Genomic DNA, 13,528 nt, shown 5'->3' on the forward strand with positions numbered 1-13,528 from the left:
GCCAATGACCAGGATGACAGAGCGCCGCACGGCGCGCAGAATAGCGCTATTGCTGCTTGCCGGGGTGTCGGTTCCGGCGCTGGCGCAAGAAACGCCCGCCGCGGATGCCCCCGCGATCACCGACGGCACCGACATCGTCGTGACGGCGCAAAAGCGGTCCGAACGCTTGCAGGACGTGCCGATCGCGGTCAGCGCGCTTGGCGGAGAGTCGCTCGAACGGCAGCGGGTGACGCAGGCCGACGAACTCGCGGGCAAGATAGTCAATCTGCAGCTCACTTCGACCGTCGGCGACAACACCCCGATCTTCGCGCTGCGCGGCGTGTCGATGTCCGACTACAGCCTCAACCAAGCAAGTCCCGTCGCGACCTATTATGACGAAGTTTACAAGGGTAACTTCGCCTTTCTGGGCGTCGCCATGTACGACCTCGAACGCGTCGAGGTGCTGCGCGGGCCGCAGGGCACGCTCTATGGCAAGAACACCACCGGCGGCGCGGTCAACCTGATCAGCCGGACGCCGGTGCTGGGCGACACCGAAGGCTATCTCAACCTCGGTTATGGAAACTATGGCCGCTACGAAGCCAATGGCGCAGTCAGCGTGCCCTTGGGTGAGACGTTGGCGGCGCGCGTCGCCTTCACCTTCGCGCGTGCCAATGGCTGGTTCAAGAACCAGCTGCCGGGCGAGCCCGATCTGGCCGGGGTGCGCGAATATGGCATTCGCGGATCGCTGTTGTTCGAACCGTCGGACAGCATGCGCTTCGTCCTGCGCGCCTCAACGAGCTACCAGAACCCGCGCAACTATGGCATTTACGCCCAGCCCGAAGCGGTGAACCGTCCGGGGCTCGGCCGCCGCGAGATCGAGGCGAACGTCACCGACCGCCGCCGCGCACGCACCTGGTCGGTCGCGCTGACCGGCACCGTCGATATCAGCGACAGCCTCGCGATCACCAGCGTCACCTCATGGGACAAGGGGCGGCTAAGCTTTTACGAGGACACCGACGGCACGGCGAGCGAAACGCTCGAAATCCCCTATCTCGATCGCGCATCGCAATTTGCGCAGGATTTGCGGCTGACCAGTGACTTCGGCGGGCCGTTCAACTTCATCCTCGGCGCCTATTTCAACCGCGAGAAAGTCTATAACCAGACGACCTTCGAAATCGGCAAGGATGTCGATTCCGACGGAGTGCCCGGCGTCACCGACGCTGATTGCGCGATCGGCTTTCCCTTGGGCTGCCTGTTCCGCAACAGCTTCGATCAGGTCAAGAAAAGCTATGCGCTCTACACCGACATGAGCTTCGAACTGACCGACGCGCTGACGCTGCGCGGCGGTCTGCGCTACACGCGTGACAAGGGGACGCAGAGCGATTTCGAGGCCAATGCCTTCGGCCCGAACGAAGTGCTGGTCATGAACCTGATCCCGCTCTCGTCGCTCCGTTACAGTACCAACAATCTGTCGGGAAAGATCGGCGCCGATTACAAGATCAACCCCGACGTGATGGTCTATGGCAATTATAGTCGCGGCTATCGCGCGCCCAGCTTCAACGCGCAGGCCTTTTTCGACCCGGCCGAACTGTCGGTGGCCAAGGCCGAAAAGATCGACGCCTTCGAACTCGGGGTGAAAAGCCAGTTCGCCGACCGCCGCCTCACGCTGAACATGGCGGCCTTCCATTATAGCTATAGCAATCAGCAATTCATCAACGTCGATCCAGTGACGGCGGCGCAGACTTTGCTCAACATCCCGCGCTCGCGGATCTTGGGCGGCGAGGCCGAACTGACCGCGCGCGCCACCGACATGCTGACGCTGCGCGCCGGGGTCGGTATCCTCGATACGAAGATCAAGCGCGGCATGGTCAGCGGCGTCGATGTCAGCGGCAACCGTCTGTCCAATGCGCCCAAGCTGACCTTCACCGGCGGTTTCGATGCGACGGTGATGGACAATGACAGCGGCGAGATCAGCTTGCACGGCGACCTCAACTATTCGTCGAACCAATATTTCGAAGTGCTCAACATCCCCCGGCTGCGGCAGAATAAATATGTCCTCCTGTCGGGGCATATCGACTGGGAATCGGGCGACGGGCGCTGGACGGCGTCGGTCTGGGGAAAGAACCTGACCCACAAATTCTATTTCACCTCGCGCGTCGACCTGCTCGCCGGTTTCGGCTTCGACTATAATCATGTCGGAACGCCGCGGACTTACGGCGTCACTGTCGGCGTGAAATTCTGACTGGAGAGCGACATGGCAGACTATAAAATGCTGATCGGCGGCCGCCTCGTCGACGGCGACAGCCTGATGGACGTCATCAATCCCGCGACCGAACAGGTGTTCGCGACCGTCGCCCGCGCATCCGAGCGGCAGGCCGACGAAGCGATCGCCGCCGCCGCCGCCGCCTTTCCGTCTTGGGCCGAAACCCCGATGGCGGAGCGGCGGGCAAAGATCAGCGCGCTCGCCGATGCGATCGTCGCTAACGGCGACGCGCTCGCCCGCGCGCTGACGCAGGAACAGGGCAAGCCGCTCGCCGAGGCGCAAGGGGAAATCGCGTGGGCCGAGGGCTATTTGCGCCATTATGCGACGCTCGAAATCGCCGAGCGGACGATCCAGGACGATGAAAATGGCCTGATCCAGATCCGCCGCAAGCCGCTGGGCGTCGTCGCGGGGATCATTGCGTGGAATTTCCCGCTGCTCGTCGCCTGCTGGAAAATCGGTCCGGCGGTGCTCGCGGGCAACACGATCGTGCTGAAGCCCGCGCCGACCACCCCCGTTACCGCGCTGATGCTCGGCGAATTGTGCCAGACGATCTTTCCGGCGGGCGTCGTCAATATCATCGTCGATGCCAATGACCTCGGCGGCTATCTGACCGCCGACCCCCGCATCGCCAAGATCGGCTTCACCGGATCGACCGCGACGGGCAAGAAGATCATGGCGAGCGCCGCCGACGGGCTGAAGCGGCTGACGCTGGAACTCGGCGGCAACGACCCGGGGATCGTGCTCGACGATGTTGATGTGCGCGCCGCGGCGCAGGGCATTTTCAACGCGGCCTTCCTGAACTGCGGGCAAGTCTGCCTCGCGATCAAGCGCGCCTATGTCCATGACAGCATTTATGACGCGATGTGCGACGAACTGGCGCGGCTCGCCGAAGCGGCGGTGGTCGACGATGGCCTCGCGCAGGGCGCGCAAATCGGCCCGATCCAGAACCGGGCGCAATATGAAAAGCTGCAGGGCTTCCTCGAACGCGCGCGGTCGGACGGCACGATCATCGCGGGTGGCGAGCTGATCGACCGCGCGGGCTATTTCATCCGCCCGACGATCGTCCGCGACGTCACCGACGGCGACCAGATCGTCGACGAAGAACAGTTTGGCCCGATCCTGCCGGTGATCCGCTATTCGGATATTGACGATGTCGTCGCGCGCGCCAATGCTTCGCCCTACGGGCTGGGGGCATCGGTCTGGTCGCGCGATACCGGCCGGGCGCTGGCGGTCGCGGAACGGATCGAAAGCGGTTCGGTCTGGGTCAACCAGCATGTCGCGATCGGCCCGCATATCCCGATGGCCGGGGTCAAATCCTCGGGCCTCGGCGTCGAACAGGCGGAGGAAGGCTTGGCGGAATATACGCAATTGTCGGTGATCAACATGGCGCGCGGCGGATGAGCGAGGCGTTCGACTGGAATCCGCCGACCCATTATAATTTCGCCCGCGACACGATCGGGCGGCTCGCGGCCGAGCGGCCCGATGCGCGTGCCATGCTGTGGACCGACGGATCGGGCGCGGTGATCGACCGGAGCTTTGCCGAACTGGCCGAACATTCGGCGCGCGCCGCTGCAGTGCTCCGCGCGGCCGGCGTGGAGCGCGGCGACACCGTGCTGATCCTGCTGTCGCGCGAGATTGAATGGTGGGAGCTCATGCTCGCCTGTCTGCGGCTCGGCGCGATCGCGTCGCCGGGGACGGTGCAGCTGACGCCGAAGGATATCGCCTATCGCCGGGAGGCGGCGGAGGCACGCTGCATCGTCGCGGGCGCCGATGTTGCGCCGCGCGCCGATGAGGCGCTGGCCGATGCGGCGGTAACACGCATCCATATCGGCGGCGCGCGCGCCGGGTGGACCGATTATTCGGCGGCGAAGGCCAGCGCCATGCCGCTGGCCGATATCGCCGACACCGCGTTCGACGATCCGGCGCTTTGCTATTTCACCAGCGGTACAACCGGCCAGCCCAAGATGACGATCCACGGCGCGGGCTATGCGCTGGCGCACCAGATTACCGGGCGCTTCTGGCTCGACCTTGGTCCGGGCGATCTTCACTGGAATATGTCCGACACCGGCTGGGCGAAGGCGGCGTGGAGCAGCCTGTTCGCGCCATGGCTGATGGGCGCCGCGATCTTCGTCAATCACGCGCCGGGTTTCGATCCCGTCGCCGCGATGGACCTGCTCGAAACGCATCCGGTGACGACTCTGTGCGCCCCGCCGACCGCCTATCGCATGTTCGTGCGCTCAGACCTCGACGGCCGTGCGTTCCCGCATCTGCGCCACTGCGTCAGTGCCGGAGAGCCGCTGAACCCCGAGGTGATCGACCTGTGGAAGCGCGCGACCGGGCTCGATATCCACGACGGTTACGGCCAGACCGAAACCGTGCTGCTCTGCTGCAACCGTGCGGGCGCGGCGCGGCAGGGCGCGATGGGGCGCCCTGCGCCCGGCATCGACCTTGCCGTGATCGGCGATGCGGGCGAAATCCTGCCGCCTGATGTGGAGGGCGATATTGCGCTGCGCGTCGGCGAAGGCCTGCCTCCGGGGCTGTTCCTCGGCTATCGCGGCGACCCCGATCGCACCGCCAGTGTCTTCCGCGATGGTTGGTACCTGACCGGCGACCGCGCCACCGTCGATGCCGAGGGCTATTTCTGGTTCGTCGGCCGCGCCGACGATGTCATCCTGTCGTCGGGCTATCGCATCGGACCATTCGAGGTTGAAAGCGTGCTCTTCGAACATGAAGCCGTCGCCGAAAGCGCGGTCGTCGCCAGCCCCGATCCGACCCGCGGCGAAGTGGTAAAGGCGTTTATCGTCCTCGCCGCCGGGCACAGCCCGTCGGACGAACTGGCGAAGGTACTTCAGGATCATGTGAAGGCGACCACCGCGCCCTATAAATATCCGCGCCGCATCGAGTTTGTGGCCAGCCTGCCCAAGACGGTCAGCGGCAAGATCAGGCGCAAGGAATTGCGCGACGCCGAGTTTGAAAAGGCCGACGCATGACCGACAGCTTCGTTCGCGGCGACGACACCGCCCCGCTGATCGAGATGACGATCGGCGATCGCTTCGACCAGACCGTCGCCCGCTATCCTGACGGCGACGCGCTGATCGTCCGCCATCAGAATATCCGCTGGAGCTGGGCCGAGCTTCGCGCGCGCGTCGATGCCGTCGCGGCGGGCCTGTTGCAGCGCGGTCTGAAGCCCGGCGACCGCGTCGGCATCTGGGCGCCCAATTGCGCCGAATGGGTGATCGTCCAGTTCGCGACGGCGAAGGCCGGGCTGATCCTTGTCAACATCAACCCGGCTTACCGCGTCCCCGAACTCGACTATGCGCTGAACAAGGTCGGCTGCGCGGCGCTGATCCTCGCACCCTCGCACAAGAGCAGCGATTATGTCGCGATGTTGGGGGAGATTGCGCCCGAGTTGAAGGCGGCGCCGCCGGGCGCGTTACACGCCGCGCGATTGCCCGGTCTGCGGCTCGTCGTCGTGCTGGGCGAAGAAGCCCATGCCGGTTGCCTGCCATTTGCTGATCTTGCGAGCGACGACACTGCCGTGCTTGCGGACATCGCGATCGAACCCGGCATGCCGGTCAACATCCAGTTCACCAGCGGCACCACCGGCTTTCCCAAGGGTGCGACACTGTCGCACCGCAACATATTGAACAACGGCGCCTTTGTCGGCGCACGGATCGCGCTGACGGCCGCCGACCGCATCTGCATCCCGGTGCCGCTCTATCATTGTTTCGGGATGGTGATGGGCAATCTTGCCTGCGCCGTCCACGGCGCGACGATGGTCTATCCGTCCGAAGCCTTCGACCCCGGCGCGGTGCTGGAAGCGGTCGAGGCCGAGCGCTGCACCGCACTCTACGGCGTCCCGACGATGTTCATCGCCGCATTGAACCATCCCGATTTCGCGCGCTTCGATCTGTCGTCATTGCGCACCGGGATCATGGCGGGGTCGCCATGTCCGATGGCAGTGATGCGCGAAGTGATCGACCGGATGCATATGGATCAGGTCACGATCGCCTATGGCATGACCGAAACCAGCCCGGTGAGTTTTCAGAGCGCCACCGACGATCCGCTGGCGCTACGCGTGTCGACCGTCGGCCGCGTTCAGCCGCATCTGGAGGTGAAGCTCATCGATCTGGCGGGCGATATCGTCGCGCGCGGCGAGACGGGTGAGCTGTGCACGCGCGGCTATTCGGTGATGCTCGGCTATTGGGACGATGCCGAACGCACCGCCGATGCGATCGACGCCGACGGTTGGATGCACACCGGCGACCTCGCGGTCATCGACGATGCGGGATATGGGCAGATCGTCGGGCGGATCAAGGATCTGGTCATCCGCGGGGGTGAGAATATCTATCCGCGCGAGGTCGAGGAGTTTTTGCTCACCCATCCCGGCATTGCCGATGTGCAGGGGGTCGGCATTCCCGACGACAAATATGGTGAAGAACTTTGCGTCTGGATCATCGTCCGTCCCGGTGCGGTGCTGACCGAAGCCGATGTCCGCGCGCATTGTCAGGGCCGCATCGCCCATTATAAAATTCCGCGGCACATCCGCTTCGTCGATGAATTCCCGATGACGGTGACAGGCAAGGTCCAGAAATTCGCGATGCGCGAACAGATGGTGAAGGAACTGGCCGCCCGCGAAGCCGTCCGCTGACGCTATTCAGGAAAATAGCGCAGCGGACGCCGGGGAGCAGGGGCAGGGAAGGCGTCAGAAGGCGGCCAGTCCGGTGATCGCGCGCCCGATAATCAGCGCATGGACGTCGTGCGTACCTTCATAGGTGTTCACCGTTTCCAGATTCATCATATGGCGGATGACCTGAAATTCGCCCGAAATGCCATTGCCGCCGTGCATGTCGCGCGCCATCCGGGCTATATCGAGTGCCTTGCCGACATTGTTGCGCTTGACGATCGAGATCATCTCGGGTGCGAAATTTTCGGCGTCCATCAGGCGGCCGACCCGAAGCGAGGCATGAAGCCCCAGGCTGATTTCGGTCGCCATGTCGGCAAGCTTTTTCTGGAACAATTGCGTCGCGGCGAGCGGGCGCCCGAACTGGTGGCGATCGAGCCCATATTGCCGCGCCGCCGCATAGCAGAATTCGGCGGCGCCGAGCGCACCCCAGGAAATGCCATAGCGTGCGCGGTTGAGGCATCCGAACGGGCCTTTCAGCCCCTCGACATGCGGAAGGAGGGCGTCTTCCGGGACAACCACATCGTCAAGGTTGATCATCCCCGTGATCGAAGCGCGGAGCGAAAGCTTGTTTTCAATCTTCGGCGCCGACAGCCCTTTCATGCCCTTTTCGAGAATGAAGCCGCGGATCGCACCGCCATGGGCCTCGGATTTCGCCCAGACGACGAAGACGTCTGCGATCGGGGCGTTGGAGATCCACGTCTTGTTGCCGTTCAGCCGGTAACCGTCGGCGACCTTCACCGCCGTGGTCCGCATGCCGCCCGGGTCGGAGCCTGCGTCAGGCTCAGTCAGGCCAAAACAGCCGATCAGCGTACCGGCGGTCAGGCCGGGCAGATAGCGTCGCTTCTGCTCTTCCGACCCATATGCGAAGATGGGATAGATGACGAGGCTCGACTGGACGCTCATCATCGAGCGGTAACCTGAATCGACCCGTTCGATCTCGCGCGCGATCAGCCCGTAAGAGACATAGGATGCGCCGGCGCCGCCAAATTCTTCGGATATGGTGGCGCCGAGCAAACCTTGCTGGCCCATCTCGGCGAAAATATCGGGGTCGGTCTTTTCCTTTTCAAAGGCTTCGATGACACGGGGCTGAAGGCGATCCTGCGCAAAGGCGCGCGCCGCATCGCGGATATGCCGTTCGTCCTCGCCGAGTTCCTCCTCAATCCGGAACGCATCTTCCCAATCAAATCTGCCCATGGCCGCCATCTGGTCTCTCCCTTGAATGGGCGCCGCCCTCGGCTTGATTGAAATTCCAAACAATGACAGAATTCACTTTAATCAATCTCGATACGGAATGAAAAATGATCGACGCCGAACAACTGTCCAGCTTCATCGCCGTCGCAGAGACGCGCAGCTTCGTGCGGTCCGCCGACCGGCTAGGCGTGGTCCAGTCGGTCGTCAGCAAGCGGCTGCGCCGGCTGGAGGACGAACTCGGCGCTCCGCTTGTCGACCGGTCGAACCGGCGCGCGATCATATTGACGCGCGTCGGTACGCTTTTTCTCGAAGAGGCCCGCGAAACACTGGCGCGTCTGGAGGTCACTGCGCGGGTGGGGAAGAGCCTCGCGCGGGGCGAGGCGGGCCCGCTGCGCATCGGCTATGTCTTTTCGGCTGCGATGACAGGTCTTGTCACGCGTATCGTACAGCGCCTCGCCGAAGCCCGTCCCGGGGTCGAGGTTAGGCTCGTCCTGATGGAAACACCGGACCAGCTTGCGGCGCTGGCTGACGGGCGGCTGGACATTGCCCTGACCCGGCCGCGGCCGAGCTATCCGGCAGGGACCGAGGCGCATCGGATCCACAAGGAAGGGGTTATGCTGGCGCTGGCGGCGGAGCAGGGTCTTGGCCGGCGGGCCAGTGTGGTGGTGGCTGAGCTGGCGGCCCAGACCTTTATCGTCCCGCAATTCCGGGAAAGCGTCGGCCTCATCGAGCATGTCCGGGCGTTGGCGAAAAAGGGAGGCTTTCCTTCGGTTCGAACGATCGAGACGCCGGATTATATCAGTGCGGCCAGCCTTGCCGCCGCCGGACTGGGGGTTGTTCTGGCGCCCGCGTCGCTTCAAAGGCTCGGCCTCAACGGCCTGTCGTTCATGCCGATCGATGACTTCGAGGCCGATTTCGAACTCATGTTGGTGCGGCGCGTCGGCATCGCGCCGGGGCTTGCCGACATCATGCTCGCCGAATTTGCGGAATAGGCCGACAGGACGGGACCGATAAGCCTCGGCTCGCCGCCCGAAAGATTTTCTTCGTCGCAAAAACGGGCCTCGATCGTTGACGAATCAAATATCAATCGTTTAAGTTGACTTTGTTGCTCGGGACTGGTCGAGACGGGCAACGGGCTCTCCCCCTCGACCCGCGGCTTTTGATCGGGAAGCAGCTTGCTCCGCGTTACCAACGGCTAAAGCGCGTGATGCTCGGGCGACATCGCCAGGCATTGCGTTCCCCCTCCAGATAAGGGGTTATTGCGATGCATATGTGTAGCACCAACATTTAGAAGATCGTCGATCCTGTGCGTGGGATAGCGGACTGACCGCATCCCGTTCCGCGCAGCGACGCCTCCCAAATCTCCAGTCGCGCCTCCTCACGCGGGGCGTTGCGACGACATGTCCGGCGCGTTTTGCGCGCCGGCACGGGGAAAATCATGCCTTTGCTGACCCAATCCGACCTGTCGGATCTGGCTCGCTATCCTGCGTCCCTGCGCAGCGCCGCCCGTGCGCTGTGGGGGACCGGGCTCGCGGCTGCCCGATCCGGTGCGGCGCACCGCGCTACGATTCATCACATCAAAAAGGGGGCGCAAACGCCGCCCGGGGACATCATATAATGACCGCTTTCTCTCCCGAACATCGTCTTAAGCTTTTGGCCGGCGCCGCCCTTCTGATACCCGCCGCGCCGGCCCTTGCAGCGGAAACGACCGCCGACACGACAGCTGAAACAGTGGACGTCGGCACCGAAGCCGAAGTTCCCACCCGTCTCGACGACGCCGATTATGGCAATGAAATCATCGTGTCGGCGCGCCGCCGCGACGAAAGCGCGCAGGACGTGCCGATCGCGCTGTCGGTCATCGGTGCCGCCGCGCTCGAGCAGACGGGCAATTATACGCTGACGCAGGTCCAGCAGATCGTGCCAAGCCTGCAGGTGTTCAGCTTCAATCCGCGCAACACCAATATCAACATCCGCGGGCTGGGCAGCAATGTCGCGCTGACCAACGACGGGCTCGAGAATGGCGTCGGCTTCTATATCGACAATGTCTATTACGGCCGGGTTGGCCAGTCGCAGTTCGATCTTGTCGACCTGGCACAGATCGAAGTGCTGCGCGGTCCGCAGGGGACGCTGTTCGGCAAGAATACGACGTCCGGCGCGATCAATATCAGTTCGAAGAAGCCGAGCTTCGATCCCGAATTTTCGGGCGAGGCGAGCGTTGGCGATTATGGCTATTACCAGCTGCGCGGATCGGTTTCGGGCGGGATCATCGACGATCTGCTCGCCGTGCGGATCAGCGGCTCGTCGACCGAACGGCGCGGCTTCCTCTACAACACAACCCAGAATGAGCGCGCGCAGGATTATTCAAACTGGAGCGTGCGCGGACAGTTGCTGCTGACGCCCTCGTCCGATGTCGAGCTGCGGATCATCGGCGACTTTGCGCGCCAGAAACAGAACCACGTCCTCAATATTTTCGCCGATTATTTTGGCACTTACGAGAATGGCGTCGCCATCCCGAACAGTTTCGCGGAGCGCGCGGCGCGCTTTCCCGGCTATGTGTTCCCGACCATCGATCCCTTCGCGCGGCAGGGCCAGGCCGACAGCCATTATCAGTCGAACATGGACGGATATGGCGTCTCGGGCCAGCTCGACTGGGATTTGGGCGCGGCGAAGCTGACCTCGATCACCGCCTATCGCTGGTGGGACTGGAACCCCGCAAACGATGGTGACTCGACGTCTCTTCCTGTCATTACAAAGGCACAGCAGTCAAACCGCCAGCGCCAGTTCAGCCAGGAAATCCGGCTGGCTTCCGACAATAGCGGTCCGATCAACTATGTCGTCGGCGCTTATTATTTCTGGCAGGTAATCCGGGGGAAGGGGGCCAGCGCCTATGGTCCCGCCGCGGCCCTCTGGAACCGGCCCGCGACATCGCCGATCCCGCTCGCCGCGTGGGAAGCCGCGCTTAATGGTTTCGAGGCGAATTCGACCTCGGACCCGCGCACCAAAAGCTACGCCTTGTTCGGCCAGCTCGACTGGAAATTCACCGACCGGCTGACGCTGACCGCTGGCCTGCGTTACACGTATGAAAAGAAGAGCGGTTCGTTCAATCAATATCATGTCGCGGGCATCGATCTCGCGACCTTGCCGGCGAATATCGCCGGACCTGCCGCGCTCATTCGTCAGCAATTCAACCCCACCAATGCGAATGTTTCGACCAGCTTCAGCGACAACAGCCTGTCGGGGCTCGCGACATTGTCGTGGCAGTTCGCCGACGATGCGCTCGCCTATGCCTCTTACTCACGCGGCAACAAGTCGGGCGGGCTCAACCTGACCAGCCTGCCGGCGGGGATCGACCCCGATGTCGCGCCCGAAAAGGTCGACAGTTATGAACTCGGGATCAAGACCCAGTGGCTCGATCGCGCGGTGACGCTCAACGTCGCGGGCTATTGGACGGAGATCAGCGATTATCAGACCGCGATCACCGAACAGGTCGCAAATACCGTCAATTTCCGCCAATATATTGCCAATATTCCCGGCGTGCGGTCTCGCGGGATCGAGGGCGATTTGTCGGTCGCGCCGACGCAGCGACTGAGCTTCTATGCCTCCGCTGCCTATGCCGACACGACTTATAGCGATTATCGCAATGCGCCGCAGGCGCCCGAGCGTCTGAACCTCGACGGAAAACAGGATCTGACCGGCGCGCAATTGCCCGGGGTTCCCAAATTCACCTACACATTCGGCGGCGATGCGTCGGCGCCGCTGGGCGCGCTCGGCGGACGCGACCTCTCGCTTTACGGACATGCCGATTACTCGCATCGCTCGACCTTCAACACCTCGTCGAGCAACAGCCGCTACGCCGATGTCCCCGGCTTTGGCATCGCCAACGCCCGCATCGGTATCCGCACCGACGACGGGTTGCTCGACCTGTCGATCTGGGCGCGCAACCTGTTTGACAAGGATTATTTCCAGACCTTGTCGGCGCAAAACACCGGCATCGTCACCGCGCTAATCGGCGAACCGCGCACGATCGGTGCGACGCTCAGGACGAAGCTGTGATGAGCGGCGCGTCGCCCCCCACCGCCGCCGAGCTCGCGCGCTTCTCCGCGATCGCGGTGCCGCTCGCCGCCGCCGGCCTCCCGCTCGGTGTCTATCTTCCCGCGATTTATGCGCGTGATTATGGTCTGTCGCTGACCGTGATCGGCGTGATCTTCCTGCTCGGTCGGCTGTGGGACGCCATCGCCGATCCGGTGATGGGGTCGCTCAGCGACCGCACGCGCAGCCGCTATGGCCGCCGCAAGCCGTGGATCGCGGCCGGCGGCGTGGTCTTCGGCCTTTCGTCGATCTTCCTCTTCTTCCCGCCCTTTGGCGTGACGCCGCTATCACTCGGGATCGTCCTCTTCTTCTTCTATCTCGGCTGGACGGCGGTGCAGATCCCGTTCCAGGCGTGGTCGGGTGAGGTGTCAGGCGAATATCATCAGCGCACGCGCATCGCGACCTATCAGACCGTCGTGACGTCGGGTGCGCTGTTGCTGACGCTGATCCTGCCGACGATCGCCGATCAGCTGCGTCCCGGCGACGGCCGACTTCAGCTGACACTGATGGGTGCGCTCGTCCTGCTGTCGATCGTCCCCGCGTTGTTCCTGACGCTGACCGCACTCAAGGAGCCGCCGTTACCCCCGCTGCCGGTCGGCAAGCCCAGCCTCAAGGAAACGATCCGCGCGATCACTGGCGAACCTCTGCTGCTGCGCGTCCTCGCGTCCGATTTTGCGGTGACGCTCGCGCAGAATATCCGCGCCGCGCTGATCGTCTTCTTCGTCAGCTTCTACATGGGGCGGCCGGAGTGGGCAGGCGGACTGTTCCTGTTCCAGTTCGTATTTGGCGTCTTCGCCGGACCGATCTGGCTCAAGATCGGGCGCCGCTATGGCAAGCATCGCACCGCGGTGGCGGGCGAGCTGGTGCAGGTCGGGATCAACCTGTCGCTGCTCCTCGTCACCCCCGACACCTTCGGACTGCTGCTCGCGTTGACGCTGGCGCAGGGGCTTGCGCAGGGATCGGGCAACCTGATGCTGCGCGCCATCGTGGCGGATGTTGCCGACAAGCACCGGCTCGACAGCGGGGAGGACCGCACCGGGCTTTATTATTCGGTGTTCAGCCTAGCCGGGAAGACCGCGACCGCGGTCGCGGTCGGCATCGCATTGCCGCTCGTCAGCTGGCTGGGTTTCGATCCCAAGGTGGCAAACAGCCCCGAAGCATTGACCGGCCTGCTCCTCGTCTTCGCCCTTGGCCCCGCCATCGCCCACGCCTTGTCCGCCGCCCTCATCGCGCGCTTCCCGCTCGACGAGGCAGCGCACGCCGAAATTCGCCGACAGCTCGATCCGGGACCGCCCGATTACGCCTTCGCCGAATGATCC

At 63.6% G+C, this 13,528-nt stretch carries 8 protein-coding genes; 7 read left to right on the forward strand and 1 reads right to left on the reverse strand.

Going from position 1 to position 13,528, the window contains the following annotated elements:
• Positions 1–4: 4 nt before the first annotated feature.
• Genes ACSYDV_RS07545 through ACSYDV_RS07560 form a run of 4 tightly spaced genes read left to right on the forward strand, consistent with a single transcriptional unit; the run spans position 5 to position 6,893 of the window.
• Positions 5–2,221, forward strand: a complete 2,217-nt coding sequence (locus tag ACSYDV_RS07545) for a TonB-dependent receptor (RefSeq protein ID WP_438323176.1) — start codon at positions 5–7, stop codon at positions 2,219–2,221.
• Between the two features lie 12 nt (positions 2,222–2,233).
• Positions 2,234–3,643, forward strand: a complete 1,410-nt coding sequence (locus ACSYDV_RS07550) for an aldehyde dehydrogenase family protein (RefSeq protein ID WP_438323177.1) — start codon at positions 2,234–2,236, stop codon at positions 3,641–3,643.
• On the forward strand, positions 3,640–5,232 hold the full coding sequence (locus tag ACSYDV_RS07555; RefSeq protein ID WP_438323178.1) for an AMP-binding protein: 1,593 nt from the start codon (positions 3,640–3,642) through the stop codon (positions 5,230–5,232). Before ACSYDV_RS07550 ends, ACSYDV_RS07555 begins: the two co-directional genes overlap by 4 nt.
• The gene (locus ACSYDV_RS07560) at positions 5,229–6,893 is read left to right on the forward strand and encodes an AMP-binding protein (protein ID WP_438323179.1); all 1,665 of its coding nucleotides are present in this window, start codon (positions 5,229–5,231) and stop codon (positions 6,891–6,893) included. Before ACSYDV_RS07555 ends, ACSYDV_RS07560 begins: the two co-directional genes overlap by 4 nt.
• A 54-nt stretch (positions 6,894–6,947) precedes the next feature.
• Here ACSYDV_RS07560 and ACSYDV_RS07565 read toward each other — a convergent pair whose 3' ends face one another.
• The gene (locus ACSYDV_RS07565; protein WP_438323180.1) at positions 6,948–8,132 is read right to left on the reverse strand and encodes an acyl-CoA dehydrogenase; all 1,185 of its coding nucleotides are present in this window, start codon (positions 8,130–8,132) and stop codon (positions 6,948–6,950) included.
• 95 nt (positions 8,133–8,227) lie between these two features.
• Between ACSYDV_RS07565 and ACSYDV_RS07570 the strand changes: the two genes are divergently transcribed.
• The 3 genes from ACSYDV_RS07570 (at position 8,228) to ACSYDV_RS07580 (ending at position 13,525) form a co-directional block, all read left to right on the forward strand.
• Positions 8,228–9,112: a LysR family transcriptional regulator gene (locus tag ACSYDV_RS07570; protein WP_438323181.1), complete on the forward strand. Its 885-nt coding sequence runs from the start codon at positions 8,228–8,230 to the stop codon at positions 9,110–9,112.
• Between the two features lie 625 nt (positions 9,113–9,737).
• Positions 9,738–12,173, forward strand: a complete 2,436-nt coding sequence (locus ACSYDV_RS07575) for a TonB-dependent receptor (RefSeq protein WP_438323182.1) — start codon at positions 9,738–9,740, stop codon at positions 12,171–12,173.
• A complete protein-coding gene (locus ACSYDV_RS07580) occupies positions 12,173–13,525 on the forward strand; it encodes an MFS transporter (RefSeq protein WP_438323183.1) in 1,353 nt (450 codons plus the stop codon). The genes ACSYDV_RS07575 and ACSYDV_RS07580 overlap by 1 nt, the downstream gene beginning before the upstream one ends.
• The last annotated feature ends 3 nt before the right edge of the window (positions 13,526–13,528 follow it).

Origin of the sequence: Sphingopyxis selenitireducens (assembly GCF_051550705.1) — a bacterium.
Lineage (GTDB): Bacteria > Pseudomonadota > Alphaproteobacteria > Sphingomonadales > Sphingomonadaceae > Sphingopyxis.

What these genes read in the sequence shown, in the direction of transcription:
- ACSYDV_RS07545 (WP_438323176.1), top strand. Translation starts at nt 5, where the DNA reads ATGACCAGGATGACAGAGCGCCGCACGGCGCGCAGAATAGCGCTATTG.
- ACSYDV_RS07550 (WP_438323177.1), top strand. Translation starts at nt 2,234, where the DNA reads ATGGCAGACTATAAAATGCTGATCGGCGGCCGCCTCGTCGACGGCGAC.
- ACSYDV_RS07555 (WP_438323178.1), top strand. Translation starts at nt 3,640, where the DNA reads ATGAGCGAGGCGTTCGACTGGAATCCGCCGACCCATTATAATTTCGCC.
- ACSYDV_RS07560 (WP_438323179.1), top strand. Translation starts at nt 5,229, where the DNA reads ATGACCGACAGCTTCGTTCGCGGCGACGACACCGCCCCGCTGATCGAG.
- ACSYDV_RS07565 (WP_438323180.1), bottom strand. Translation starts at nt 8,132, where the DNA reads ATGGCGGCCATGGGCAGATTTGATTGGGAAGATGCGTTCCGGATTGAG.
- ACSYDV_RS07570 (WP_438323181.1), top strand. Translation starts at nt 8,228, where the DNA reads ATGATCGACGCCGAACAACTGTCCAGCTTCATCGCCGTCGCAGAGACG.
- ACSYDV_RS07575 (WP_438323182.1), top strand. Translation starts at nt 9,738, where the DNA reads ATGACCGCTTTCTCTCCCGAACATCGTCTTAAGCTTTTGGCCGGCGCC.
- ACSYDV_RS07580 (WP_438323183.1), top strand. Translation starts at nt 12,173, where the DNA reads ATGAGCGGCGCGTCGCCCCCCACCGCCGCCGAGCTCGCGCGCTTCTCC.